Source organism: Rathayibacter sp. VKM Ac-2928 (genome assembly GCF_022815545.1).
Classification (GTDB): Bacteria; Actinomycetota; Actinomycetes; order Actinomycetales; family Microbacteriaceae; genus Rathayibacter; species Rathayibacter festucae.
This window is the reverse complement of record NZ_JALGRU010000001.1, coordinates 933,778-960,761: the sequence shown is the minus strand read 5'-3', so window position 1 is coordinate 960,761 and position 26,984 is coordinate 933,778. Positions and strand designations below refer to the sequence as shown.

Here is a 26,984-nt window from a genome sequence, read left to right as displayed (position 1 = left end):
CCGGCTCCCCGAGGTCAGGCCGTCAGGAGGCCGAGCTCGACGAGCTCGTCGAGGAGCTGCTCGATCTCCGCCCGTCGGCCGTCGGCGAGCACGTCGCCGAGGTCGTCCGCGGCGCGCACGACTGCGTCGGCCCCTGCTCGCGAGCGCGCGTCCTGAGCGGAGAACCGCTCCCAGAGCAGCCGAGCCGACCCCTGCAGCACGACCGGCTGCGCCCCCGCGGGGGCACCGAGGGGCAGGAGGTAGAGTCTCTGCGGGGTCGCCATCGCCGCCACGCGGGACCCCGTCGCGGACGGCCCGCAGGTCGTCCGCGCGCCGTCGACGACGAGCCCTGTGGCCTGAGCCGTCCGCTCGGTGACGGGCGCCGGCGCGGGAGCTCCGCCGACGGGAGCCGGACTGCCGGGCGCGAAACTCGGAGCAGCGCTCGGGTCGGCGTCCGCCCGGGAGGCGCGGCGCACGGCGACGAGGTCCCGGATCGCGGGCAGGAGCGCACGAGTCGCGGCCGCGAAGCGCCGCGCACGGATCGCCAGGCGGGCGGAGGCGGTCGGCGGGAGCAGAGGGTGGTCGATCACCAGGTCCCGGCCGGCGGGGTGGAGCGCTCGCCGGAGCAGGACGAGACGCTCCGCGAGCGTCGGCGCCTGGTCGATCGCCAGCAGCCAGTCGGCCGTCCTGCTCGGCCGGCGCGTGCGCAGCCGCCAGAGCGCGTACTGCCGACTCGGCCGGGCGGGCAGCGCGACGGTCGCGCCGATCCGCGCGAGGAAAGGGGCGATCGGCTCCAGGCAGCCGAGCTCCGCGGCTCGAGCGACCACCGCCTCCTCCCTGCCCCGGGCCGCCACCACCGCGACGAGCTCCTCGAACTCCTCCTCGCTCCGCTGCTGATACGGCGAGCGCAGGCTGTGCAGGGCGGAGACGACGACGGACGTGTCGAAGCCGATCGCCCGCACCGGCACTCCGGCGACGACCACCTCGCAGCGGGTCCGCCACAGCACCTCGAAGGCGAGCTGCGGATCGATGAAGAAGCCGGGCCAGCTGGTGTGCACGTCGATGTCGCAGGGCCAGGATGGGTGGAGGAGGGTGATCGAGTGGGTCACGAACGCCCGGTGCGCGGCGGACCCCGGCCGGACCGACCAGCCGCGCTCGCCGAGCAGGGTGAGGAGGCGGTCCGCGTCGCCCGGGGCGACCAGGACGTCCGCGTCGCTGGAGGGATGGGGACGGCGGATCCGGTGCGCATCGGCGATCGGGCCCTTGAGGAACAGGGCGCGGATGCCCGCTCCGCGGGCGAGGTCGTCCACCAGGGCGTGGACCAGGCCGACGGCGGCGGCGAGCGGGAGGTCGACGGTGGGACGCATGACGGCTGCCCTCCTCCGTTCTCCGGGACGCGGATCCGCGCCGCAGAGAACCGTAGGAGCGGTCGGCCGGAGAACGGCCCCGGGGCGCGGCATCACGGGTCCGCGTGCGCGGGACGTCGCCCGCGCCGGGTGGACCGCTCCCGGCCGGTGGGCGCCGCGGTGCCGTCCGGGGGTCCGCTCGTGGTGCGGTAACGTCCCTGCTGGAAGCCCCGGCCCCCGTCCCTCCCACTCACAGCAGGAGCACTCGTGCGAATCCTCGTCACCGGCGGAGCCGGCTTCATCGGCAGCAACTTCGTCCACCTGACCCTCCGCGATCGGCCCGACGCGCGGATCACCGTGCTGGACAAGCTCACCTACGCGGGCAACCGCGCCTCCCTCGCTCCGGTCGCCGACCGGATCACGTTCGTCGAGGGCGACATCGCCGACGCCGAGCTGGTCGACCGGCTGGTCGCCGACACCGACCTGGTCGTGCACTTCGCCGCGGAGTCGCACAACGACAACTCGCTGAACGATCCGACGCCGTTCGTCGAGACCAACATCATCGGCACCTTCACGCTGCTGCAGGCCGTGCGGAAGCACGACGTCCGCTACCACCACATCTCGACCGACGAGGTCTACGGCGACCTCGAGCTCGACGACCCGGCGAAGTTCACCGAGCAGACGCCGTACAACCCCTCCAGCCCGTACTCCTCGACGAAGGCCGGCAGCGACCTGCTCGTGCGCGCATGGGTCCGCTCCTTCGGCGTGAAGGCGACGATCTCGAACTGCTCGAACAACTACGGGCCGTACCAGCACGTCGAGAAGTTCATCCCCCGGCAGATCACGAACGTCATCGACGGCGTCCGGCCCAAGCTCTACGGCGCTGGCGAGAACGTCCGCGACTGGATCCACGTCGACGACCACAACAGCGGAGTCTGGGCGATCATCGAGCGCGGTGCCATCGGCGAGACGTACCTCATCGGCGCGGACGGCGAGAAGAACAACCTGGAGGTCGTGACCCTGATCCTGGAGGAGTTCGGCCAGGGCGCCGACGCCTTCGACCACGTCACCGACCGGCCCGGCCACGACCTCCGCTACGCGATCGACTCCACGCGCCTGCGCACGGAGCTGGGCTGGGAGCCGCGCTACACGGACTTCGAGTCGGGTCTTGCGGCGACCGTGCAGTGGTACCGCGAGAACGAGGACTGGTGGCGTCCGCAGAAGGCGGCGACCGAGGCGAAGTACTCGGCACAGTTCAGCACCACCCCGTAGCGCCCGGCGCTGCTCAGGGCCGCGGCCGTCGTCTGTGGACGGCGGCCCCTTCCGCGTACCCGGATACGACGCGGTGTCGCTCCCGTCCCGTTTGACGTCGCGCAAGCGCGAGTCGGGAACCACGTTCGGGGGACCCGTCGGCGGGGCATTGTTCACTTCAGCTTGGACGGCAGGTCGCGTCTCTACGGTGAGCGCATCCCATCCCCCTCGGGTGGCCGCCCTCCCGATCCTCCGCCCCGTATCGTGGAGGAGCCGCGGCTCCGCCCCTCGCCGAAGGCAGAGGCCCATGCTACGACGTGCCCGACGCAGTGCACCGCTCGCCCTTGTCCTCGCCGCCGCACTCGCGGTGGGGCTGATGCCGCTCGGAGCCGCTCCTGCCTCCGCAGCGGGCTCCGGTGCGACCCCGGGAACCTACGAGAACGACTCCCCCGCCTTGACGCTGACAGGCACCTGGAACACAGTCGCCTCGTCGATGGACAGCGCTGGGACGTATGCGCAGCTCTCCACCACAGGATCCGCCGAGATCACCTTCGCGGCGACCGGCATCGCCTGGAAGGCCCGCAAGAACCAGTCCTCTGGACTCGCGGACGTCTACCTCGACGGTGCGAAGGTCGCCACCGTCGATCTCTACTCGGCGACCACGCAGTACCAGCAAACCGTCTACAGCGTCGACGGCCTCGCGGATGGCGAGCACTCCCTCAGCATCGTCCGCACCGGCACCAAGAACGACAGCGCGATCGGCCGGAACATCACTCTCGACTCCGTCGTCGTCTCGGACATCACTCCTCCGTCAGCGCCGACGAGCGTCACTGCGACAGCGGAGGGAACGGGTGCGCGGGTCGGCTGGACGGCAGCCCCCGAGAGCGACGTCGTCGGCTACCAGGTGTTCCGAGCGGCGAGCGGAAGCACCGAGTGGGCACGGCTGACCGGCGACCGCGGGGTGAGCGGCACCGATCTGCTCGACGAGGGACTGGCGCCTGGCGGCGGCTATTCGTATCAGGTGGCGGCGGTCGACGCGGCCGGCAACGTGTCGCCTCGCAGCGGTATCGCCTCGGTGGTTCTGCCCCTGAACGCCGTCGCACCGGGGACCTACGAGAACGACTCCGCCGCGGTCACCCTCTCCGGCGGGTGGAGCGCCGTCGTGTCGTCGATGGACAGCGGCGGCTCCTACTCGCAGCTGGGCGCCGCCGGCTACGCCGAGATCTCCTTCACCGGCACCGGTGTCTCCTGGGTCGCCCGGAAGAACCAGTCCTCCGGAACCGCGGACGTGCTCCTCGACGGGACGACGGTCGCCACCGTCGACCTCTACGCGGCGACGACCGCCTACCGGCAGACGGTCTACCGGGTCGACGGGCTCACGGACGGCGTGCACACGCTCCGGGTCGTGCGCACCGGCGCGAAGAACGACAGCGCCATCGGCCGGAACATCACCCTCGACTCCTTCGTGATCCCCGATATCACCGCGCCGGCGACTCCCGCAGACGTCTCCGCGGTCCCCGAGTCGACAGGAGCGCGCGTCTCGTGGTCCGCGAGCGCCGACACGGACACGGCCGGCTACCGCGTCTACCGAGCGGTCGGCGCCGACACCGTCTGGACGGAGATCACGCCCGCCGCTGGCACGACCGAGCTCGGCCTCCTCGACGAGTCGCTGCAGCCGGGCACCGGCTACCGCTACCAGGTCGTCGCCTTCGACGGGTCGGGGAACACCTCGGTGCGGAGCGCTTCCGCCGCAGTGACGACCGCGATCGACGCCGTCCTCCCCGGCACCTGGGAGAACGACTCCGCCGCCGTCACCCGCTCCGGTCCCTGGACCGTGGTCTCCTCGTCGATGGACAGCGGCGGCTCCTACTCGCAGCTCGGCGCAGCCGGGTACGCGGAGCTCTCCTTCACCGGGACGGGCGTCTCTTGGCTCGCTCGGAAGAACGCCTCGTCCGGCATCGCCGAGGTGCTGCTCGACGGCGGATCCGTGGCGACGGTCGACCTGTACTCGGCGTCCACGCAGTACCGGCAGACCGCGTATCGGGTCGACGGGCTGACCGACACGACGCACACCCTCCGCGTGGTGCGCACGGGGACCAAGAGCGAGGCGGCGAGCGGGCGCAACATCACCCTCGACGCGTTCGTCGTGCCCGACGTCACGGCGCCGTCGCCGCCGACGGACGTCACCGCGACGCAGGAGGGCACCGGTGCGCGGATCAGCTGGACGGCGAGCCCGGAGCCGGACGTCGCGGGCTACGAGGTCTACCGCGCCACGGATTCGACCTTCGCGCGGATCAGCCCTGCGGACGGCGTCAGCGGGACCAGTCACGTCGACAGCGATCTGCAGCCGGGAGTGACCTACTCGTACCAGCTGACCGCGTTCGACGCGTCGGGGAACACCTCCGCCCGCACCGTCGCCACGAGCACGACGATGGCGCTCCGTGCTGTCGCGCCCGGCTTGTACGAGAACGGGTCCTCCGCAATCACTACGACCGGCACCTGGACCACCGTCTCCTCGACGATGGACAGCGGCGGCAGCTACGCACAGTTGACCACCGCCGGCTACGCCGAGCTGTCCTTCGAGGGCACCGGCATCAGCTGGACAGCTCGGCGGAACTCGTCCTCGGGTATCGCCGAGGTGCTCCTCGACGGCCGCTCCGTCGACTCCGTCGACCTCTATTCCGCCTCCACCCAGTACCGACAGACCGTCTACCGGATCGACGGACTCTCCGACACCGCGCACACGCTGCGGATCGTCCGCACCGGCACCAAGAACGTCAGCGCGATCGGCCGCAACATCACCCTCGACTCCCTCGTCGTGGCCGATGTCACCGCCCCCTCGACCCCGACGGGCGTCGCCGCCGCTGCGGAGGGGACGGGCGCCCGCGTCAGCTGGACCGCGAGCCCCGAGAAGGATGTGACGGGGTACCGGATCTACCGCGCCCCCTCCGGCTCGTCGACCTGGACCCTGCTCACCCCGACCGCGGGCGTCGCGGGGACAGACCACCTCGACGACGGACTGCAGCCCGGCGCCGGCTACAGCTACCAGATCGTCGCCGTCGACTGGGCGGGGAACACGTCCGAGCGCAGCACGAGCGCCTCGGTGACCATGCCGCAGAACGCGGTCCCCCCGGGCACTTACGAGAACGACTCCTCCGCCGTGACGCTGTCCGGCACCTGGGGCGTCGCCACGTCGCCCGTGGACAGCGCAGGCAGCTACTCGCAGCTGACGACCGCGGGGTACGCCGAGCTCTCCTTCACCGGCACCGGGGTCTCCTGGATCGCGCGGAAGAACTCGTCCTCGGGGATCGCAGAGGTCTTCCTGGACGGGAAGAAGGTCACCTCCGTCGATCTCTACTCCTCGACGACGCTCTACCAGCAGACCGTCTACCGGGTGGAGGGTCTCCGCGACGCCGTGCACACGATCCGGGTGGTGCGCACGGGAACGAAGAACGACGACGCGATCGGTCGCAACATCACCCTCGACGCGTTCGTCGTCCCCGACGTCACGGCCCCGGCCGCCGCCACCGGCCTCGTCGTCAGCCCGAAGGGCACCGGAGCGCGGATCAGCTGGACAGCGAGCCGTGACTCCGACGTCGCCGGCTACCGCCTGCTGCGGACGCCGACGACGAGCAGCACGTGGACGCCGGTGCAGAGTGCCCTGGTGACAGGCACCAGCTACTACGACGCGGGTCTCACTCCGAGCGGGCGCTTCAAGTACAAGGTGATCGCCGTGGACAGCAGCGGGAACGAGTCGCCCGGCACACCGACCGCGTCGCTGACGGCGCCGGCGATGCCGGTGATCGAGAGTCCGGCGCTCGCCGACTGCCCAGCGGCGACGGTGACGGTCTCGACCAGCGCCCAGCTCAAGGCGGCGCTGAGCGCGGCGGGACCGGGAACCGTGATCCGCCTCGCCGCGGGGGTCTACAACGACTCCTTCACCATGTCGAAGTCCGGCACCGCGAGCTCTCCCATCTGGATCTGCGGGGCTCGCTCGGCGGTCCTCGATGCCGGCTCGACGTCAGAGGCGCGCGCACTGCTTTTGGACCGGGTCCGCTATGTGAAGCTGGTCGGCTTTACTGTTCGGAACTCCACCAAGGGCGTCATGGTCGCCGGAAGCGACCACGTCGTGGTCTCCCACCTCAGCATTGCGAACATCGGAGACGAGGGGATCCACCTCCGCTCAACCACCACGGACAGCTTCGTCACGGGGAACACAATCACCGGCACTGGACAGATCCGGCCGCAATTCGGCGAAGGGATCTACATCGGAACCGCCGAAGAGAATCGCTGCACCTTCAGCAATTGCCTACCCGACAACTCGAACCGCAACATCATCGCCGGAAACACGATCACCGGCACGACCGCGGAGGCGATCGAAGCCAAGGCCGGCACCTTCGACGGCTGGATCGTGGGCAACACCGCGGACAGCTCGAGCATGGGCACTGACCACGAGTCACCACTCGTGATCCTCGGCAACAAGTGGGTGGTGTCGGACAACACCATCGACAGCGCTCGCCGCGACGGTATCCAGGTCTACGCTTCTGAGGACGCCTTTGGCTGGGACAACGAGATCTTCGGCAATCGCTTCGGCACTCCACCGAGCGGCTATTTCGCCCGGATGACGGTGAAGGTCTACGGAAACATAGTCGGCTGCGACAACGATCCGGGTGCTTCCGGCATCTCGAATCTCGCCTGCCAGAACTGAGGACGCCGTCCCGGGGACGACGAGCTAGTCGCTGGGATGCGCCTCTATCACCGATGCTTGCGAGTGCCGGACCGAGATCGTCGAACTGCCCGGCTTCGCGGAGTATGCGATGAGACCCTTCGGGTCCTCCATGCTCGTCGCCGCGAAGTAGGTGACGTCCAGCTTGTACCGGTCAGCGAGGCGGTAAACGAGTTCGAAGCTCTCACGATCCTCGGGTCCCGAGTCGGACTGCCAGCCGAGCTCACCGATCGCGCAGTGCACTCCGAAGCCGGAGCACCACTCGCCGAATGTCGTGACCGAGTCGAGCAACTTCTTCCGAGTTCCGTCATGCAGGTAGAAGTGCTGGGAGTACACGATCGCGTGCTCAGGGTCGTCGATGGGTAAACGGTCGGGGGCGTCTTCCTCGAAGCTCGAGCCGAGGATCGAGTCGATCCAGATCACGTGATCATCGCCGCGTTTCCGGAGATCAGAGACGATAGCCTGCGCGTACTCGAAGTACGCGGTCGCACCCGTCTTGCTTCCTCGCGGCTCGTTGAAGAGGTTATACGCCGCCACCCGGTCGTCGTCCGCGAAGCGGTCGGAGAGCGCACGCCAGACCTTCAACACATCCGCGGTGGTCAGATCCCCGCCGCAGTAGATCGTGCCGTGCAGTGCCGGGCCCGTCCCCCATGGATAGGCGCAGCTGTTGTGAAGATCCAGCACGACCCGGATGCCGGCTCTCCCCGCCCGCTCGATCTGCTCCTCGATTAGATCGAGGTAGTCGGAGTCGACCGGGGCATCGAGTGCCGCGCGGACGTCGTCACCCGATTTCCAGGGCTGCAGTCGCTGCCACGGGATCGGCAGCCGAACGAGACCCATTCCGCGGCCTGCGAGATAGTCGTACGACGCCTGGTTGTCCGACTTCACCCGCGATGTGGAGAGCGAGCGCTGCTGCTGCAGCGTGTAAAGGTTCACACCCCGCAGGTAGGAACTTCCTTCGAGATACTTCTGGAGAGCCACGGACGTCGTCGCGGTCGGCGTCGGCGAGGGGGTCGGTGCAGGGTCGGGGCGCGGGGTGCAGGCCGCAAGGAGGATCAGTATCGTGCCCAGCGCCGCGGCAAGCAGCACCCTCCTCCGTGAGGACGAGCCGACGTTCGGACCCGAGACGGCTTCCGTGCAGCCCGCCGCCCGAGGAGGGGCCGCGCGGGCACCCCCTGACCATCGGTGCTCAACGATGGGAAGCTCCCCGCTCGAAGAACGCTCTCAAGTCCTCCGCATAGCGCGAGTAAGGGCGTGCTCGGGCCCTTGCGGACACCTCCGCCGACCGCCGGTCGAGCTCTTCGCGGTCGTTAAGGAGAGTGTCGACAGCCGCGCGGAGGGCGAGAGGATCGCCGACGGGCGTCACGGCGACTGCGAGGTGCTCGTAGCCCCTGATACCGGGGGACGCCGTCGCGATGACGGGAGTTCCGAAGGTCGCTGCGCTCATCAGTCTGATGTGCCCCGCACTCTTGTCGGAATCGGTCAGGGAGAGAATGAAGAGGCTGGCCCTCGCGAGCGACTCGTCATGATCGCGCCTGGGAACGCGACCCGAGACGGCCACTCCAGATCGAGAGGCAGACGGTCGGATACGTACAGCCTCGTCGTCACCGCAGATGATCTGCAGATCCCAATCCTGACCGTCGGCTGCGGCGATGAGGGTCGGCCAGTCGCACGAGTTGCGCCCGCTGGACATCACACCGCTGCGAGTTCCATCGCCAAGGTAGGAAGCGGTGTCCAGCCGATCATCGACGGAATAGAAGGGGATGTGCTCCATCTGCTCAGGGCGGAGACCGTAGAGCTCGGCGAGCTGGACGAGCTCCCACTGCGTCATCACTTGTGCGCGAGCCACGACGGCGGGCAGCAGCCTCCGGTATGCGAGAGCCGCCAAGCCCGGTCGGCGGCCGGGCAGAAACTCGACGAGGACCAACTTCTTCTGCCGAGTGAGTGCCAAGTAGGCGCTCAGGGCGATCAAGCCTCCGACCGTGCGCGCACCCTGGCTGGTGATGACGAGGTCGTTCCGGTGGCTCTGCAGACACAGCGTCAGCGTCGAGCGCACGAGCGACAAGAAGTTAGTCGCGCGGCCGATCATCTGGGCGTCGATGAGAGGCCCGTAAGGCACATCGCTGATCGCCCGGATTGCTCTGTTCATCCTCGGCCCAGTCGACGAACCGTCCTGGCCGTGTCCGGCTTCTCCACGCATCTCCTCCGTCATCTCCGCCTCCCGGTCGGTCGCCGCGCCGTCCGGTCCTGCGCGCGGATCGGGGTCCGGCGCTGGTAGGGACTCACCGCCCGCTGGCCGGTAGGAACGACCACGTTCTGACGAGACGTCTCAGCGGACGCCGAGAAGGAGCCGATCGAGCCGATGACCTGGCCCGCTCGATACATCAGGGGTGTCAGAAACACAAGCAACGCCGGGTTCACGTCGATCGCACTGAATCCAGTGAGGCTCACGCAGAACGCAACTATCGCGGCTGCGACGCCGGCGTCACCGCGCTTAGACACGCGAAGCACGATGACCACGACGGCGGACAGCGCGAGTGCTGCCAGCGGGATGCCGAGCGAGAGCAGCAGCTGTAGGACCGAGTTTTCAAGTGGACCGTCGAAGACCGAAGAGAACTGCGCCGCGGAATTGCCCGGGCCCAGGCCGATGAGCCAGTTGTCGCTGATCAGGTCGGCAGCTACCGCTGTGGACTGCTCCCGATAGTCCGAGGACTTCACACCACCTGTGGAATCGTTCCGCTGTTCGAGGAGTGGGGAGTTGGTGACGACTCCCAAAAATCCGACGGCCGACACCATCAAGAAGAACGCGGTGACCCGACGGGTGCGTTTCGAGGGCGATGCGCCGAAAAGGAGCACCAGGCAGCCGAGCGCGAGCCCGATGGCAACGGCGAGGACGCCCGTTCGAGACACAGCCAGGATGACCGCGGCGCCGGAACCGGCAAGTGCAGCTATGCGAAGCCAGCGACGCGTGTCGGAGCCGAAGAGGGCGATCATCGCGCAGACGGTCGCGACGGTGGACGTGACCAGCGGGTGCCCGAGGCTCGTCCTAGTGCGAAAGACCGACCAGACCTTATCGGTGACGTCGTAGGAGAAGAGCGAGGACCACGGGTTGAAGCCGGCGATGAAATCGAGGACGGCGAGGCCGCCGACGAAGACGCCGATCCAGAGGTAGGCCGATTGCGACGAGACCCAGACTTCGTCGTGACGCGTCCGTCCGTAGAGGTAAGGCAGAACCACGCAGACGAGCACGACGAGCACCCACACCACGGACAGCCCTGGAGCGAGGCCGAGCGCCACCGTGACGGCGACCGCCCCGAGAACCGGGATCCACAGCAACGTGCCGACGCGCACCGGCGCGGCGGGCGCGTCCCTCGTGCTGAGCACCGTCCTGATCATCCAGACGGCGAGGATGATCACCGCCGGGGAGAAGTACCGGCCGATGAGCCGGGGCACGTCCATGTAGCCGACGGGCAGGACCACGAGCACCGCGAGAGCGAGGGCGGGCATGAAGCGGCGCGGCATGAACATCAGCACGATCGCACCGACGATGCCGACGAAGCCAAGTGCGACGAGGGTCATGCCAGCACGTCGTTCGGCTCGACCCCGAGGCCGCTGCTGAGGGGGCGCACCCGGCGCGAGCTCGCCACCGCGAGGTCGCTCAGGCTCACTTCGTCCGCCTCGCGCACCAGGGCCAGGTCGCGATCGGCGAGGAGCCGTGCGATCTGCGCCTGGTGGTCGTCGATGTGTTCACCGTTCCGGGACCGCCGAATGACCAGAACCGGGTAGATGCCGAGCTCGAGTAATCGCAGGACGCTGCCGACGCCCGCATGACTGACGACCACGTCGGCGTCTCTCGCCGCCCGGTCGAAGCGTGCACTCGAGAAGAAATCGACCACCTCGCCCGAGAGACCCTGTAAGGGCGGCGTGACACCGAGCTGCCAGATCGAGCGCTCACCGACGAGAGGAGACAGCGCCGCGACCGGCCGTGGGAAAGGATATTTCTTGATCGTCCCGAGGGTCACGAAGACGCTCGGGTCCGCGACTCTCTCGCGCGCGGTGTAAGACTCGAAGGAGTCGAGAACCGAACCGTGGTACGCCCACCTCGCGTCGGACCAGTGCTCGTGCTGCGTCCACACGGTGCGTGCCAGGCGACTCCGAGAGACCAGGCGGCCGGTCATCGACGGACCGTCGACGCGCGACACGCTCTCGATGTAGTGGGTGGGGATCCGAAGGGTGCGCGCAGCGAGGAACGCCGGCGCTGCGATCGCCGCCCCGGTGCTCACTACGCCGTCGAAACCACCGCGGGCGAGGATCCGGCGAAAACGCGGAAGGGCACCGAGCACCCCTCGGAAGTCGCGCTGGACGATCTCCGGGATGTAGTGGTGCGGCTCTCCCACGAGTAGCCCGTCGGCCTGAGGCGAATCGAAGGTCACCCACTCGGATGCGCTGTCGATCGACGAACCCCGAGAGAGTCTCCACAGCTGTTCGAGGTGACCACCCGTCGATGCCGCGAGGAGGAGGCGCGGGGGTCGATCCATGTGGAACGCATCGGCGAGATCGATCATGCTCGGGCCTCCAGGAGAGTGCGGACCGCGGATCGAACAACAGCGAGCTTTTCGACCGCACCCTGCAAAGCGCTCTGCTGCGAGGCGTCGGTGTCGACGCTGCGGAGAGCTTCCGCGATGGCGTCCGTCGAGCGGCTCTTGGCATCGAAGACGACGATCGGGATGCCCGCTGCGGCGAAGTGGCGCTCGATCTTGTCCGTCGGCGTGTCGGCGATAGAGGCGACGGCAGCACCTTCGGCCACGGCGACGATCAGGGCGTGCAGGCGATCGCTGACGACGAGAGCCGACTCCGCGAACGCGCGGCGGACCTCCGCCTCCTGCACCTTGTGCGAGCGGGAGCCCCACGCGACGTAGTCAGCGTCCCACTCTCCGGCGAGCTCCGCCATCAGCGGTTCGTCTCGCTCCACCTGGGTCACCACGGTGAGACGGAGTCCGCGCTCCTCCGCGATGCGGGCGATCGCCTGCCGCCACTGCCGGGAGGGCGGCACCCGGTCGCCGCGCATCGTCACCGTCAGGCGGGTGCGCTTGATCGACGCGGCGTGCTCGGATCCCACCTGGCCGAAGCCGAGGTCCGGCATGACGCCGCCGTGGCCCAGCCGGTCGGCCGTGCGGACGTCGCGCCACATCGTGTAGTGGCTGAGTCCGAGGGTCGAGCGGAACACGGCCGTCGGCCAGCGGTCGAAATTGCGGGACCCCGCTCCGACCCGGATGACCAGGCCGCCGCGCAGCCGAGTGGCGACGACCAGCGGGAGTAGACCGATGTGCTCCTTCAGACCGCGCCAGGTGAGCTGGATCTCACCCGGCTTGTAGATGTAGGCGACGCACTCACCGCGGCGGAGGCAGGCGCCGAGCTCGCGCGCCCAGCCGCCGACGCTCCGGTAGGTGATCACGTCGAGGGGGAGGTCGAGCGCCTCGTCATAGGAGGCGGGCGATGCGCCGACGTAGGCGTGCATCTCCCCCATGCCGCTGAGCCATTCGACGAGCTCACGCCGCAGGACGATGTCGCCGATGTTCTCGTACTGCCCGACCACGGGAACGAAGATCTTCATACTCACCTCTTCTACTTGCTCAGGATCGTGTCGACGATGAGGGGGGCGTTGAGCTCCTCCACGGAAGCGCGGGCGACCGCCGCGGACGCAGCGCTGGCGCGCTCCACCGCCGCAGCGAGCTCCGCAGAATCGTCGCGAGAGGCGCGAGCGCCGTTCACTCCCTCGACGATGAGCGCGTTCGGGTCGCCACCGGGAGTGGTCGCCACCGGGAGACCGGTGGCCAGCGCTTCGACGATCGAGCGCGAGAAGCCCTCGAACCGGGAGCTCATCAGCAGCAGGTCGTGCTCGCGCATCAGCGCGCCGACCTCGCCCTTGGGCACGGCGCCCCGGAAGTCGACGCGGTGCGCGATCCCGGTGGCCGCGGCGGCCTCGCGCATGCGGCCCTCGAGCGTGCCGCTGCCGGCCACCGTGAGGCGGAAGCGCTCGTCGAGCAGAGCGAAAGCGGCGATCGCGAGCTCGGGATTCTTCGCCGGCTCGATCCGGCAAGCCCAGAGCACGTTCACCTTCTCGCTGCGCTCGCTCGCGCTCGGATAGAACTCGGTCGGGTCGAACCAGGTCGGCGAGAAGTGCACGGAGGCGGACTGCTGGCGCAGCCGCTCGGCGCCGCCGCTGCTGAAGATGACGACGGCGCGCGACTGCCGGACGACCCGCCGCTCGAGGAAGCGGTAGAGCCCGCGCGCCCGCCGGAAGAACGAGACGCTGCCCTGCTTCAGATTCGCGTCGCCGCTGCTGTGCATGAACTGCACGTGCGGGGTTCCGCGGAAGTGCCGGAGCGCGACGGCACCGACGTTCACGCGGTGGGTCTGGACGGTGTCGACGTCGGCGGTCGGCAAGAACTTCTTCAGCCCGCGGGCCAGGCGGACCGAGTGCGGGATGCGCCGGGTCAGGTCCGCGTGGTCGAGGCGGACCACCGGCATGAAGTCGAAGCGGCGCCCGCCGATCTCGTACTCCTTCCACTCGCCGAGCACCTTGTCGCCGATCGCATCGACGCCCGCGATGCGGATGATCTCGGTGTCGGGAGCGAACTTGACGAGGCCGCGGATGCAGGTGTCGATACCGCCGGGCTTGGGGCGCACCGGGTCGAACTGCTCGACGATCAGGCGAGTTCTCATCTGGGAATTCCTTCTCTGGGGTGTCATTTCTTCAACCAGCGCACGAGGTCGACGGGGGAGATCGACGAGCGACGGGTCAGGAGCACGTAGGCGCCGACGAAGACGAGGCTCTGGAGGGCCACGACGCCAAGGACGGCGAGGAGCGGAGGATCGACTGAGAAGAGGACCATCCATCCAGGGATGCCGACGATGAGGGAGAGACAGACGGTCACGAGGACCGCACGGATGATGTCCCGCCGTCCTCTGTCGTCCAGCCGGTAGCCGATGCGAGAGGACAGCCAGGCGAGCTTCACCGGTAGATCGATCCAGTAGGACGCCGCGAAACCGGCTGCAAGGCCGAGGACGACCCACTGGGCGGGCAAGACGAGGAGCCCCGCGAGGCCGACTGCGATCCAGATCGTGTTAATGATCAGCGCGCTGTAGAGCGGGCGCAGGGCGTCGTGCTTCGCGTAGAACGGGCGAATGAGCAGGGAGTGCCAGGAGTACGGAAGAAGGCCCGCAGCGAGAACCGCGAGGATGAGCCCGATCACTCGTGCCGCGTCGCTTGACGTCTCGCCGCGAGCGAACATCAGCTCGCCGAGTCCGGGACCGAGAGCGACGAGGAGACCTGCGACCGGCAGGACGAAGGACGCCAGCCGCAGCAGCGCATCGTCGAGCTCGTGGAACGCGGCAGCGTCATCCGAGGCCGCGAAGTGCTTCGAGAGCCGCTGCAGCAGGACTGAGGCCAGACTAGAGACGGCGACGCCCTGCACGACCGACACGATCGCCTGAGCATAGAAGAGGGCCGAGAATCCGAAGCCGGCGAGCCCGGAGTCCGCCGCGATGGCACCCGCCTGCGATGCCCAGGCGGCGGTCAGAAGGTTCGACACCTGATAGCAGATCGCCGAGGCGACCGCGAGCAGGCCCGTCCGAGCTGCAACGCGCAGTCCGAGACCGCGCACTCCGCCGCGCCACCGGGGCCGGAAGCCGGCACTGAGCAGCAGAATGCAGAGGACGACCGTCTGCAGCACGGTGCCTCCGAGGGTGGCCATGCCCAGCACGGCAATCACGACGAGCGGAACCGATTGCGGCGCGTCGGCATCGACCGCCCCCGACCCGATCACGACGAGAGCACCGACGATGATGCCCACGCTCGACAGTGCCGGCAGCCAGCTCACCGAAGTGAAGCGTCCGCGGGCGTTCATCAGCTGCGAGGCGACCGTGAAGACAGACGCCACCGCCACTTGCGGGATGCACCAGAAGAAGAAGGCGATCGTCAGCTCGCGCTGCGAATTACCCCAGCTGAAACCACCGAGGGCGGAGATGAGCCCGGGTGCGACGAGCAACAGCAGCACGGTGACGATAATGCCGAACGCCGCCGAGCAGACCAGCAGCACCGTGCCGTAGCGGTCCGCGTCGTGCTCGGACCGCACCCGCAGCGTGGCGAGCTGCGGCAGGAACACCGCGGCGATCACTCCCCCGCCCAGCAGCAGGAAGATCTGGTTCGGTACCTGGTTGGCCAGGTTGTAGGAGTCCGAGACCAGGCCCGTCCCGAGCGCCGCGGCCAGAGCGATGTTGCGGAGGAACCCGAGCACGCGTGCGACGAGCGTGCCGGTCGACGCGCTCAGGACGGTGCGTCCGGCACCTCGCTCGCTCACTTCTGCATCACTACGGCCTCCAGGCGGCTGCGGAGAGCCGCGCCGCTCGACGCGCGAGTGAACGAGCTCAGCCACGACTCGTGTCCGGCGACGGTCATGCCGGCGGCCTCGATCACGCCGGCGGCGAAGTCGGCGGCCGACTCGCCGGCGACGAGGACTCCGGTCAGCCGCGGGACGATGGCGTCGGCCACGCCGAGCGCCTGCGAGGAGGCGACGCTCGGCACACCCACGCGGGCCGCCTCGACGAGCACGTTGCCGAAGCCCTCGGACAGCGACGGGAGGAGGACGACGGCGTTCGCGGGCAGGTCGGCGGACCAGGAGGAGACCCAGCCATGGAAGACGGCGGGGACCCCGCGCTTCGCGGCGAGCGCGCGCACCTGCTCCGTCAGCGGCCCGACGCCGTAGAAGTGCGCGACCACCTCGCGGCCGTGCAGCTCGCGGCAGGCCACCGCGGTCTCGACGACCAGCTGCGGGCGCTTCTGCGCGACCAGCCGCGCCGGTGCGACCAGCGCGAGGGGACCGTCGTCGTGCCGCGGCGCGACGGCCGCGGCCGACTCCGTCTTCAGTGACGGATTGAGCACGACGGAGACGGAGGCGGGCGGCAGGCCGTAGAGCGCGATCGCCTCGGCGGCGACCGGATGCGAGATAGCGACGAACTCGTCGGCCCACCGGTACGCCAGACGCGCCAGCAGCTGCTTCGCCGCGTAGGCGGGGCCGAAGGTGCGGCGGAGGTGGACGGCCATGTTGCGGCCGCTGATCAGCACGCGCGGGCGGCCGGGCAGCAGTCGCGTCGCGAAGAGCGCGAGAAGGTTCCAGTACGGCATCAGCGCGAGCACGGCGTCCGGCTTCTCGGTGCGGAGCAGCCGGCGCAGCTGCAGCAGCTTCCTCACGGTCCCGCGACCGTCGAGAGCGACGAGCCGCAGCTCGGCCGGGATGTCGTCGTCGCCGGTGAGCTTCGTCGCGGCGACCACAACCGTGTCCCCGCTCGCGGCGAGGTGCAGCGCCCACTGCCGGGCGACGAACTCGGCCCCGCCGCCGGAGAACCGGGGGACGAGGAGGACGACCTTCATCGCTTCGCGCTCTCGACGCGGGCGAAGGCCGCCGGCATCAGCGAGGTGGAGTCGCGGGACGCGACCACCCGTGCGGGGGCGCCGGCGACCGTGACGCCGGCCGCGACGTCGCGGTTGACCACCGCGTTCGCGCCGACCACGGCGCCGTCGCCGATCGTGACAGCCCCGTAGATCACCGCGCCCGGGCCGATGTAGACGAAGTCGCCAATAGTCGGCACGCCGCCCTGCGCGATGCCGATAGTGACAGTGGGGTGGATCCGGCAGAACGCCCCGACTCGCGCCCGCGAGTTCACGACGAGCGTGCCGTAGTGCGCGATCGAGAGGCCCGGGCCGAAGACGCCGGGGCCGATCGAGATCCCGGTGCGCAGCCCGGCGCGCTGCAGGCGGAACCGTGCGACGAAGCGGGCGACGCGAGCGGCGGCGCCCTTCTGCGCGCGGAGGAACTCGACCTGGCGGAGCAGCCGCTGGTAGTGCACGACCGGGTGGCGCCACCGCGAGTCGAAGCGCCAGGCAGCCACCCCGTGCGCCATCTGGTCGGCCAGCACGAACGCCCGGAGATCCGCGCGAGTGCGGATCGTCCGGGGCAGCGTGCGCAGCTCGTCTTCGGTGAGCGTCACGCGCGCCCTCCGAAGGTTTCGCACGCCCAGTCGAGGTGGCGCGCGAGTCCCTCCTTCAGGTCGACCTTCGGGGCCCAGCCGAGCTCGGTCGCGATGCGGTCGGTCCCGCCGCCCGTGCGCACGACGTCGCCGAGCGCCTTGTCGGTGTACGACACGTTCAGCGGCGCCCCGTGCAGCTCGCCGAGGAAGTGCAGCACCTCGTTCACCGAGGCGCTCGTCCCGCCCGCGACGTTGTAGACCGAGCCGGGAGCTGTCGGGGTCGTCGCCGCCAGTACGTTGGCCTCGACGATGTCCTCGACGAAGGTGAAATCGCGGATCTGCTCGCCGGTCCCGTAGATCTCGATCGGGTCGCCGAGCACGGCGGAGCGGACGAAGCGGGTGAACGCCATATCGGGACGCTGGCGCGGTCCGTACACGGTGAAGTAGCGCAACGACGTGGTCGGCAGACCGAAATTGGTGCCGTAGAGGCTGGTGAGGTGCTCGGCGGCGAGCTTCGTCACGCCGTAGGGGCTGACCGGCGAGGGGGGCGTCGCCTCGGAGGTAGGGAAGCATTCCGCGTCGCCGTAGATCGACGAGGAGGAGGCGTAGACGAAGCGCTGCAGGCGATCGTGGTCGCGGAGCGCTTCGAGAAGCCGCTGCGTCGCGCCGATGTTCCGGGATAGATAGGGAGCGAAGCCCTCCTTCCAGGAGCCGCGCACGCCCGGCTGGCCTGCCTGATGGAAGACGACGTCGACGCCGTCGAGCAACGGACCGAGCTCGACCGTCGTCAGATCTGCCTCCACGAGCTTCAGTCCGGCCGCGACGTTCTTCGCGGCATTGGCTCGCTTCAATGAGACGTCGTAATAGTCGGTGAACGCGTCCACACCGACGACATCCCAGCCGTCGGCCAGGAGGCGGCGGCTGATCGTCGAGCCGATGAAGCCGGCCGCACCAGTGACGAGCGCTTTCATGGATCCCTTCGCGATAAGACCTTAGAAAGGCCAGATCGATACTCGGATAGATGTATGAGAAGCGGTCGGCATTGCCCGCGGAGTTTCGAACTCTACCTTCCGGAGAAGGCCCTTACGGCGCTGTGAAGTGATATTCTCTCAGTTCGTGTCCCCCGTTCGGAGGCGCTCAAATGGAGGGATCGTCGCCCGGCCGAACGGAGCCGTCTGCATTTCTTCGGCACCCCCCGACAGGTGGTCAAGCCGCGTGATCCTGCTAAGTTCGGGGTCGAGCACCGCCGCCGCTCTCCCCGCCCGCCGTCCGAGGCCCGCGCGAGAGCTTCGCCGGTCGATGGCCGCTCTCATCCGTATCGGCTCCTTCGAGGGGTGAAGGGAAGACCGAGTTCTCCGTGAATGGTAAGTGGACAGCTTTAGCCGCGGTGAGCGTCGAAAGAGCCGAAAGGTCTTTTCTCGTGCCACTTCGCGAACCGCTCGAGGATGCCGTGGAGATCTCCGGCTCGGGACTGGACATCTGGGACGAGATCTGTGCCTCCTCTCAGGGGATCACACTAGCGGCGCTCATCGAGAAGATGGCAGCACTCTATTCGACAGACGTCTCCGAGATAGCCCTCCCGGTCGAGGAATTCGTTCTCTCCCTCCGCGATCGCGGTCTCGTCCTCGCCGCGGATCAGAGTGCAGGTGACGGAGAATGACCGGCGCTCGAAGTCTCGACCTGCCCAGCGCCGTCCTCCTGCTGCACGGCTGGCTCTCCTGGGTCGCGGAGGAGCACTCGCAGCGCGCCCTCTTCATCAAGGGGCCGGGGCTGCAGTTCCTCGGGCTGCGGGACGGGCACGTCTCCTCCGACGTCGACGTCATGGTCGACCCGGCGGCCTTCGAGTCGTTCTGCGCCCTCCTCGAAGCGAACGGCTGGAGTCAACGCCGCAGCACCTTCGCCGGTGCGCGCTACACCGAGCACTCGCGCACCCTCATCCATCCCCGCTGGCCCTGCGACATCGACGTCCACCGCTTCTTCCCCGGCTTCATCGCGCCGGGCGACGTCGTCTTCGACGAGCTGTGGCGCCGACGGGTGACGATGCCCGCCGGCGGGCGCGACTGCAGCATCCCCGACCGGGCCGGGAGTTTGCTCGTCCTGGGCCTGCACGCGCTCAGGAGCCGCTCGGACAACGCCCGGCACGCACGCGAACTGGCGTACCTCCTCGAGCACGCCGCACTCGACGCTGAGGAGCGCGCCGATCTGGCAGCGCTCGCCCGCCGTACGGGGGCCGAGCACACGCTCGCCGAGGTGCTCCGCGCGCTCGACGCGATCTCGGCGACACCGGCGCCTCCCGTCGCGGACCCGGCGGAGGCCGCCGCACTGATGGAGTGGACCCGGCGCGTGGCGGCAGGAGCGAGCACCGGCTACATGTGGACCAGCATCATCCGGCGGCAGCGAGGGTGGCGCCGAATCGTCACGATCCGCCACGCGGTCTGGCCTCAACGCGCAGATCTGCTGCGCATGCGCCCCTCGACGACGGACACAGCGGCAGGGCGCACGCGGGTACGGCTCCAGCGCCTCCTCCGGGGGGCGCCGGCCGCGTCACGGGCGGTCGCGCAGCTGATCACCGAGGTCCGCCGCTCCCGCCGCTGACGGAGAGGATCACGCGGTGTGACGGCCTTACAACGCCCACGGACCGGAAGGTACGGGGCCCCTTCTGCCTCAGCGCACCGCCACCGTCGACCGATCGCGCCCGGTCAGATCCCGCTGCGTCGTCGCCCCGCGCCAGCCGTCAGCCGTCAGCAGCGCGCGGATCTCCGCCCCCTGCAGCTCGCCGTGCTCGATCACGAGCACTCCCCCGGCCCGGAGCAGCCGGAGCGCTGTCCTCGAGAGCGAGCGCACCACGTCGAGCCCGTCCTCGCCGCCGTAGAGCGCGGCCGGCGGGTCGTAGCGCTGCACCTCGATGTCGCGCGGGATGGCGGCCGACGGGATGTACGGCGGGTTGGAGACGACGACGGAGACCGTGCCGTCGAGCTCGGGCAGCGCGTCCGCGAGGTCGACGAAGACGATGCGGGCGTTCTCCAGGCCCAGGCGGTCGCGGTTGCCGCGCGCCCAGAGGAAGGCGTCGACGGAGTTCTCGACGCCGATCACCCGCGCGTGCGGGACCTCGTGCGCGAGTGCGAGCGCCAGCGCTCCGCTGCCGGTGCCGAGGTCGACGGCGATCGGCGACTCGTCCGCGCCGGCGCGGAGGGCGTCGATGGCGAGCTGCGCCACTCCCTCCGTCTCGGGACGCGGCACGAAGACGCCGGGACCGACCGCGAGCTCGAGCGAGCGGAACGGCGCGACGCCGGTGATGTGCTGGAGCGGCTCCCGCGAGGCCCGGCGCTCGATCGCGTGATCGTAGGCGTCGCGGGTCGTCTCGTCGAGCGAGAGACCGGTGATCAGCCGCGCCTGGAGCGACCCGCGGCCGAGGCCGAGCAGGTGGCCGAGCAGCAACTCGGCGTCGACGTCCGGGGTGGGCACGCGCGCCGCAGTCAGGCGGGCGGCGGCGTCCGCGAGGAGCGCACGCGCGTCGAGGTCCATCGTCACCGCGCTCACGACTCGTCGGAGCCGATGTCGGCCAGGCGGGCCTCCTCATCGAACTGGATCGCGCTCTCGACCACGGGGTCGAGCGCTCCGTTCATCACGCCGTCGAGGTTGTAGGCCTTGTAGCCGGTGCGGTGGTCCGCGATGCGGTTCTCGGGGAAGTTGTAGGTGCGGATCCGCTCGGAGCGGTCCATCGTCCGGATCTGGGTCTTGCGCGCGTCCGAGGCGGCGGCGGCGATCTCCTCCTGCTGGCGGGCGAGGATGCGGGCGCGCAGGACGCGCATGCCGGCCTCGCGGTTCTGCAGCTGGCTCTTCTCGTTCTGCATCGAGACGACGATGCCGGTCGGGAGGTGGGTGATCCGCACCGCGGAGTCGGTCGTGTTCACCGACTGGCCGCCGGGGCCCGAGGAGCGGTAGACGTCGATCTTGAGGTCGTTCTGGTTGATCGCGACCTCCTCCGGGGCGTCCACCTCGGGGAAGACCAGCACGCCGGTCGTCGAGGTGTGGATGCGGCCCTGCGACTCCGTCACGGGGACGCGCTGCACGCGGTGCACACCGCCCTCGTACTTCAGGTGCGCCCAGACGCCCTGCGACGGGTCGGTCGCGTTGCTCTTGATGGCGACCTGGACGTTCTTGTAGCCGCCGAGGTCGGACTCATCGCGGTCGAGGATCTCGGTCTTCCAGCCCTTCGCCTCGGCGTAGTGCAGGTACATGCGGAGCAGGTCCGCCGCGAACAGCGCGCTCTCGGCGCCGCCCTCGCCGCCCTTGATCTCCATGATCACGTCGCGGCCGTCGTCGGGGTCGCGCGGGATGAGCAGGCGGCGCAGCTTCTCCTGCGCGACGCGGAGGGACTCCTCCAGCTCCGGCACCTCCTCGGCGAAGGCGTCGTCCTCGCGGGCGAGCTCGCGCGCGGCCTCGAGGTCCTCGCCGGCCTGGATCCACGCGGCGTGCGCCGACTTGATCTGGTTCAGCTCGGCGTAGCGGCGGTTGACCTTCTTCGCGCGCGCGGCGTCCGCGTGCAGGGCGGGGTCGGACAGCTGCGTCTGGAGGTCCTCGTGCTCGGCGAGGAGGACGCTGACGGATTCGAACATGGGGTTCCTGGTTTCCGGGTGTCGTAGGAGGCGGGTGGGCAGGACTTGCTGGTCGAGTAGGTGCCGCAGGCGCCGTATCGAGACCGACGTGCTCAGCGGGGTGGGTCTCGATACGCCCGCTGTGCGGGCTACTCGACCAGCATGGACGGCCCGGTGCGCGGACTGACCGACCCACAGGGCGGCCCGCTGCGCGGACTGCTCATGCGCATGCGGCCCGCTGCGCGGCCCGCTCGGCAGGGGAGCCGCACCGAAGCTGCCGACGGACGCGAAAACGTCCGCGGCCGCCCCCGGAGGGGCGACCGCGGACGTCGGGGCAGCTAGTGGTGGCCGCTGCCGTGGTTCGCGGTGGTCGGGCCGACGGCGGACTTCGAGACCTGCATCAGGAACTCGACGTTCGAGGACGTCTCCTTCAGGCGGGACAGGATGATCTCGAGCGCCTGCTGCTGGTCGAGCCCGGCGAGGGCGCGGCGCAGCTTCCAGGTGATCTTGACCTCGTCCGAGCTGAGGAGCATCTCCTCGCGGCGGGTGCCCGACGCGTTGACGTCGACGGCGGGGAAGATCCGCTTGTCGGCGAGGTGGCGCGAGAGACGGAGCTCCATGTTGCCGGTGCCCTTGAACTCCTCGAAGATCACCTCGTCCATCTTCGAGCCGGTCTCGATGAGCGCCGTCGCGAGGATGGTGAGCGAGCCGCCGTTCTCGATGTTGCGCGCCGCGCCGAAGAACTTCTTCGGCGGGTACAGCGCCGACGCGTCGACGCCACCGGAGAGCACGCGGCCCGAGGGGGCGGCGGTCACGTTGTAGGCGCGGCCGAGGCGGGTGATCGAGTCGAGCAGCACGACGACGTCGTGGCCCAGCTCGACGAGGCGCTTGGCGCGCTCGATGGCCAGCTCGGCGACCGTGGTGTGGTCCTCGGCCGGGCGGTCGAACGTGGAGGCGACGACCTCGCCGCGCACGGTGCGCTGCATGTCGGTGACCTCCTCGGGACGCTCGTCGACGAGCACGACCATGAGGTGGACCTCGGGGTTGTTCTGCACGATCGCGTTCGCGATCTGCTGCAGGACGATCGTCTTGCCGGCCTTGGGCGGCGCGACGATGAGGCCGCGCTGGCCCTTGCCGATCGGAGCGACCAGGTCGATGATCCGCTGGGTCAGCTTGCCCGGCTCCGTCTCGAGGCGCAGTCGCTCGGTCGGGTAGAGCGGCGTGAGGTCGTGGAACTCGACGCGCGCGGCGGCCTCGTCGACGGTCTGGCCGTTGATCGAGTCGACGCGGACGATCGCGTTGTACTTCTGGCGTCCGCCGCCCTCGCCCTCGCGGGGCTGGCGGATCGCGCCGACGACGGCGTCGCCCTTGCGCAGGTTGTACTTCTTGACCTGGCCGAGCGAGACGTAGACGTCGCTGACACCGGGCAGGTAGCCCGTGGTGCGCACGAAGGCGTAGTTGTCGAGGACGTCGAGGATGCCGGCGACCGGGATGAGGACGTCGTCCTCGCTGATCTCGGGCTCGAAGTCGTCGCCGACCGCTCCCCCGCGGCGCTTGCGGTCGCGGTAGCGGCTGCGGCGGCCGTCCTCGCCGTCGGCCTGCTGGCCGTTCTGCGAGGAGCCCTGGGCGTTCTGCCCGTTGCCGCCCTGCGGCTGGCCACCCTGGTTGCCCTGGTTGCCGCCCTGGTTCGACGGCGCCTGGCCGTTGCCGTTCTGCGCGGCGCCGTTCTGGCCGTTGCCGTTCTGGCCGTTGCTCTGGCCGCCATTGCTCTGGGCGCTGCCGCCCTGGCCGTTCTGCTGGCCGTCGTTCGCCTGGCGGTCCTCGCCGCGGCGGTTGCGGTTGCGGCGGTTGCGGCCGCGGCCGGTGCCCTGCTGGTCGCCGTCGTTCTGCTGCTCGCCGGAGTTCTGCTGGTCGTCCTGGCGGTCGCCGGTGTCCGGCTCGTCGCCGGCGTCCTGCGCGGAGGACTCGACGGCGTCGGTGGTCTCGGGCTGCTCGCTCTGCTCGGCGCTGCCGCCGCGGCTGCGACGGCGTCCGCGACGCTCGCGCTGACCGCCCTCGCGGGAGGAGTCGTCCGACTCCGGCCCGTTGGGCAGCTCGATCTCGATGACCGGACGCGGCGCCTGCTCGGCGTCGGGGGCCTGCTCGAGGACGGGCGGGAGCTCGGGGATGAGCGACTCGACGCCGCTGCCGGCCGGCACGTTCAGGTGCTCGCCGGCGGCGACGGTGCCACTGGAGGCGCGACGCGAGCCGCGGCGACGGGGCGCGCGCTCGGCGGCGGGCTCGGCCACCGGCTCGGCGGCGACGGGGAGCTCGAGCTCGACCGGGGCGGCCTCGGCGGCGACGGGCGCCGGCTCCTCGACCGTGGTGGCGGCCTGCTCGAGGACGTCGGCGGTGTCCGCCTCCGTGCTCTCGGCGGGTGCGGTCGACTCGACGGGCGTCTCGAGCGCCGGGGCGCTCTGCTCGGCGACGTCGGCGGGCTCGGCCTCGACGCTCGTGCCGTCCACGACGGGCTCGGCCTCGGCCGGCTCGGCGAAGGACTGCTCGGCGACCGAGGACTCGGCGGGCGCCTGCTCCTCGGCGGGAGCGGCGGGCTCGGCGCCCTCGGAGTCCGCACCGGCGCGGAGGTCCGAGATGGCCGAGACGAGCTCGCCCTTGCGGAGCTTGGAGGCTCCGCCGATGCCGAGGCTCGTCGCGAGGGCCTGGAGCTCCGCGACGCGGAGGCCGATGAGATCGGCGTTGGTGTCCGCGGCGGTACCGCGGGTGTTGACATCTGTCACTGGAGAGGGGTTCCTTCCCCCCGGGAGCGATCGCTCACCGGGAGAGCACATCAGCCGTGCGGGTCCATCGCGAGTTCTGATCCACGCGATGCTCTCGGTCGCCGGCTCGACCTGCCTCGGGAAGCGCAGAGAGGGCACGAGCGACCAGGCGCTGATCTGCACGAGAAGCAGGGGCGCCCTTCACACGATGTGATGGCCGTGATTATCGGGACGATCCGTCGGACAGATTCCGCTCGTTACGCGGCTCCTCGGGATGCGATCCCCACTGTAGCACCCTTGAAGTCGACGGCCAGCATGTGCGCCCGCCACGGCGTGTGCGCCTGCTTCGCCACCAGATCCGCGGCGGCGAGGCGCTGCGCGGGGTCGCTGCAGAGCACGAGGACGCTCGGTCCGGCGCCGGAGACGACGGCCGCGTAGCCGTGCGAGCGCAGCAGCGCGATCAGCTCGGAGGTCTGCGGCATCGCGGCCGCGCGGTAGTTCTGGTGCAGCTTGTCCTCGGTCGCCGCGAACAGCAGCTCGGGGCTCTGGATGAGGGCAGCGATCAGCAGCGACGAGCGCGAGACGTTGAAGACGGCGTCCTCGTGCGGGACGCTGATCGGCTGCAGCGAGCGCGCCAGCCGCGTCGACATGGTGTGCTCGGGCACGAAGACGACCGGCGAGACGCCGCGGTGCACCATCAGCTTCTTGGAGCGCGGCCGCAGCGGCGCCTCCGGTCCGCCCTCGGCGCCGGGCTCGACCCAGGCGATGGTGAGACCGCCGAAGAGCGCCGGCGCGACGTTGTCGGGGTGCCCCTCCATCTCGGTCGCGATCCGGAGCAGGTCGTCGGAGTCGAGCTCGACGATGCCGTCGAGCAGACCCTTCGCCGCCATGATCCCGGAGACGATCGCCGCCCCCGAGGAGCCCATCCCGCGGCCGTGCGGGATGATGTTGCGCGCGGTCACGTCGATGCCGGGCATCTCCTGCCGCTGATCGGCGAAGGTGTAGGCGATGGCCTGGACGACGAGGTTCGTCTCGTCGGTCGGCACCTCGCCCTCGCCCACGCCGTGCACCGAGACCCGGGCGCCCGTCGCCGTGACGGCCGTGACCTCGAGCTCGTCGTACGCCGAGAGCGCGAGGCCGAGCGTGTCGAACCCGGGGCCGAGGTTCGCCGAGGTCGCGGGGACCTTGACGTGCACGGAGCGGCCGACGGGAACCGCCGAGGTCATGCGCCGGCCAGCCCCAGCACGTCGGCGATCGCCGCGGTGTCCACGGGCACGACGGTCGGCGTGATGTCCTCGCCGTCCGCGGTGCGCAGCGCCCACTGCGGGTCCTTCAGGCCGTGGCCGGTGACGGTCAGCACGACGGTGGCGTCCTTGGGGATCGCCCCCGCCTCGGCGCGCTCCAGCAGGCCGGCGACGCTGATCGCGGAGGCGGGCTCGACGAAGACGCCGACCTCGCCCGCGAGGATGCGGTACGCCTCGAGGATCTTCTCGTCGCTGATCGCGCCGAAGTAGCCGTCGCTGACGCTGCGGGCGTTGAGCGCGAGCTCCCAGGAGGCCGGGTTGCCGATCCGGATCGCACTGGCGATGGTCTCGGGGTGGCGGACGACCGCGCCGTGCACGATCGGCGCGGAGCCCTCGGCCTGGAAGCCGAACATCCGCGGCAGCTTCGTCGACTCGCCGCGCTCGAGCTCCTCGGAGTAGCCGCGGAAATAGGCGGTGTAGTTGCCGGCGTTGCCGACCGGGACGATGTGGAAGTCCGGCGCGTCGCCGAGGACCTCGACGACCTCGAAGGCGGCGGTCTTCTGACCGGCGATGCGGTCCGGGTTCACCGAGTTGACCAGGTGCACCGGGTAGTTCTTCGCGAGGTCGCGGGCGATGTCGAGGCAGTCGTCGAAGTTGCCCTGGACCTGCAGCAGCTGCGCGTTGTGCGCGATCGCCTGGCTGAGCTTGCCGAGCGCGATCTTGCCCTCGGGGACGAGCACCGCCGCGGTGATGCCGGCGTGCGTCGCGTAGGCCGCGGCCGAGGCGGAGGTGTTGCCGGTCGAGGCGCAGATCACGGCCTTCGCGCCGTGCTCGACGGCCTTCGAGATCGCCATGGTCATGCCGCGGTCCTTGAAGGAGCCGGTGGGGTTCATGCCCTCGTACTTGACCCAGACCTTCGCGCCCGTGCGGGCCGAGAGAGCCGCCGCCGGGATGAGCGGGGTGCCGCCCTCGCCGAGCGTGATGACGGGGGTCGCCTCGGTGACATCGAGGCGGTCCGCGTACTCGTGCAGGACTCCGCGCCACTGCTTGGCCAT

The 26,984-nt window shown here is 69.9% G+C and carries 20 protein-coding genes; 4 read left to right on the top strand and 16 right to left on the bottom strand.

Annotation, left to right across the window (positions count from 1 at the left end; translation table 11 throughout):
• Nucleotides 1–14 precede the first annotated feature (14 nt).
• A complete protein-coding gene (locus MT350_RS04510; protein WP_243615463.1) occupies nt 15–1,346 on the bottom strand; it encodes a nucleotidyltransferase family protein in 1,332 nt (443 codons plus the stop codon).
• Nucleotides 1,347–1,592: 246 nt separating this feature from the next.
• Between MT350_RS04510 and rfbB the strand changes: the two genes are divergently transcribed.
• Together rfbB and MT350_RS04500 are read left to right on the top strand one after the other, a co-directional pair.
• Nucleotides 1,593–2,597, top strand: a complete 1,005-nt coding sequence (rfbB, locus tag MT350_RS04505) for a dTDP-glucose 4,6-dehydratase (RefSeq protein WP_243615462.1) — start codon at nt 1,593–1,595, stop codon at nt 2,595–2,597.
• A gap of 286 nt (nt 2,598–2,883) precedes the next feature.
• On the top strand, nt 2,884–7,284 hold the full coding sequence (locus MT350_RS04500) for a fibronectin type III domain-containing protein (protein WP_243615461.1): 4,401 nt from the start codon (nt 2,884–2,886) through the stop codon (nt 7,282–7,284).
• A 24-nt stretch (nt 7,285–7,308) separates the two neighbouring features.
• On the opposite strand, the gene MT350_RS04495 is transcribed toward MT350_RS04500, so the two are convergent.
• The 10 genes from MT350_RS04495 to MT350_RS04450 all read right to left on the bottom strand — a co-directional run bounded on the left by MT350_RS04495 (nt 7,309) and on the right by MT350_RS04450 (nt 18,302).
• Entirely contained in the window at nt 7,309–8,283 is a 975-nt protein-coding gene (locus tag MT350_RS04495) for a glycoside hydrolase family 5 protein (protein ID WP_243615460.1), read from the bottom strand.
• A gap of 208 nt (nt 8,284–8,491) precedes the next feature.
• Nucleotides 8,492–9,514: a glycosyltransferase gene (locus MT350_RS04490; protein ID WP_243615459.1), complete on the bottom strand. Its 1,023-nt coding sequence runs from the start codon at nt 9,512–9,514 to the stop codon at nt 8,492–8,494.
• Nucleotides 9,511–10,881, bottom strand: a complete 1,371-nt coding sequence (locus tag MT350_RS04485) for an O-antigen ligase (RefSeq protein ID WP_243615458.1) — start codon at nt 10,879–10,881, stop codon at nt 9,511–9,513. The genes MT350_RS04490 and MT350_RS04485 overlap by 4 nt, the downstream gene beginning before the upstream one ends.
• The gene (locus MT350_RS04480; RefSeq protein WP_243615457.1) at nt 10,878–11,867 is read right to left on the bottom strand and encodes a glycosyltransferase; all 990 of its coding nucleotides are present in this window, start codon (nt 11,865–11,867) and stop codon (nt 10,878–10,880) included. Before MT350_RS04480 ends, MT350_RS04485 begins: the two co-directional genes overlap by 4 nt.
• Nucleotides 11,864–12,916, bottom strand: a complete 1,053-nt coding sequence (locus tag MT350_RS04475; protein WP_243615456.1) for a polysaccharide pyruvyl transferase family protein — start codon at nt 12,914–12,916, stop codon at nt 11,864–11,866. The genes MT350_RS04480 and MT350_RS04475 overlap by 4 nt, the downstream gene beginning before the upstream one ends.
• Nucleotides 12,917–12,927: 11 nt before the next feature.
• Nucleotides 12,928–14,028, bottom strand: a complete 1,101-nt coding sequence (locus tag MT350_RS04470; RefSeq protein ID WP_243615455.1) for a glycosyltransferase family 4 protein — start codon at nt 14,026–14,028, stop codon at nt 12,928–12,930.
• Nucleotides 14,029–14,051: 23 nt separating this feature from the next.
• A complete protein-coding gene (gene murJ, locus MT350_RS04465) occupies nt 14,052–15,740 on the bottom strand; it encodes a murein biosynthesis integral membrane protein MurJ (protein WP_243615454.1) in 1,689 nt (562 codons plus the stop codon).
• The gene (locus tag MT350_RS04460) at nt 15,662–16,735 is read right to left on the bottom strand and encodes a glycosyltransferase (protein WP_243582695.1); all 1,074 of its coding nucleotides are present in this window, start codon (nt 16,733–16,735) and stop codon (nt 15,662–15,664) included. Before MT350_RS04460 ends, murJ begins: the two co-directional genes overlap by 79 nt.
• Nucleotides 16,732–17,352 (bottom strand): hypothetical protein, encoded by a 621-nt coding sequence (locus MT350_RS19970; RefSeq protein WP_308197462.1) that lies wholly within the window; start codon nt 17,350–17,352, stop codon nt 16,732–16,734. Before MT350_RS19970 ends, MT350_RS04460 begins: the two co-directional genes overlap by 4 nt.
• Nucleotides 17,349–18,302, bottom strand: a complete 954-nt coding sequence (locus MT350_RS04450; RefSeq protein WP_243582696.1) for an NAD-dependent epimerase/dehydratase family protein — start codon at nt 18,300–18,302, stop codon at nt 17,349–17,351. Before MT350_RS04450 ends, MT350_RS19970 begins: the two co-directional genes overlap by 4 nt.
• A 386-nt stretch (nt 18,303–18,688) precedes the next feature.
• On the opposite strand from MT350_RS04450, the gene MT350_RS04445 reads away from it, so the two are divergent.
• Nucleotides 18,689–18,991, top strand: coding sequence for a PqqD family protein (locus MT350_RS04445; protein WP_243615453.1), 303 nt, complete (start codon nt 18,689–18,691; stop codon nt 18,989–18,991).
• Nucleotides 18,988–19,926, top strand: a complete 939-nt coding sequence (locus tag MT350_RS04440) for a nucleotidyltransferase family protein (RefSeq protein WP_243615452.1) — start codon at nt 18,988–18,990, stop codon at nt 19,924–19,926. The genes MT350_RS04445 and MT350_RS04440 overlap by 4 nt, the downstream gene beginning before the upstream one ends.
• A gap of 69 nt (nt 19,927–19,995) precedes the next feature.
• On the opposite strand, the gene prmC is transcribed toward MT350_RS04440, so the two are convergent.
• The 5 genes from prmC to thrC form a co-directional block, all read right to left on the bottom strand.
• Nucleotides 19,996–20,856, bottom strand: a complete 861-nt coding sequence (gene prmC, locus MT350_RS04435) for a peptide chain release factor N(5)-glutamine methyltransferase (RefSeq protein ID WP_243615637.1) — start codon at nt 20,854–20,856, stop codon at nt 19,996–19,998.
• A gap of 11 nt (nt 20,857–20,867) precedes the next feature.
• A complete protein-coding gene (gene prfA / locus MT350_RS04430; RefSeq protein ID WP_123445476.1) occupies nt 20,868–21,950 on the bottom strand; it encodes a peptide chain release factor 1 in 1,083 nt (360 codons plus the stop codon).
• Between the two features lie 317 nt (nt 21,951–22,267).
• Nucleotides 22,268–24,706 (bottom strand): transcription termination factor Rho, encoded by a 2,439-nt coding sequence (gene rho / locus MT350_RS04425; protein WP_243615451.1) that lies wholly within the window; start codon nt 24,704–24,706, stop codon nt 22,268–22,270.
• A gap of 236 nt (nt 24,707–24,942) precedes the next feature.
• Entirely contained in the window at nt 24,943–25,911 is a 969-nt protein-coding gene (gene thrB, locus MT350_RS04420; protein ID WP_243582700.1) for a homoserine kinase, read from the bottom strand.
• Nucleotides 25,908–26,984, bottom strand: a complete 1,077-nt coding sequence (thrC, locus tag MT350_RS04415; RefSeq protein ID WP_123702854.1) for a threonine synthase — start codon at nt 26,982–26,984, stop codon at nt 25,908–25,910. Before thrC ends, thrB begins: the two co-directional genes overlap by 4 nt.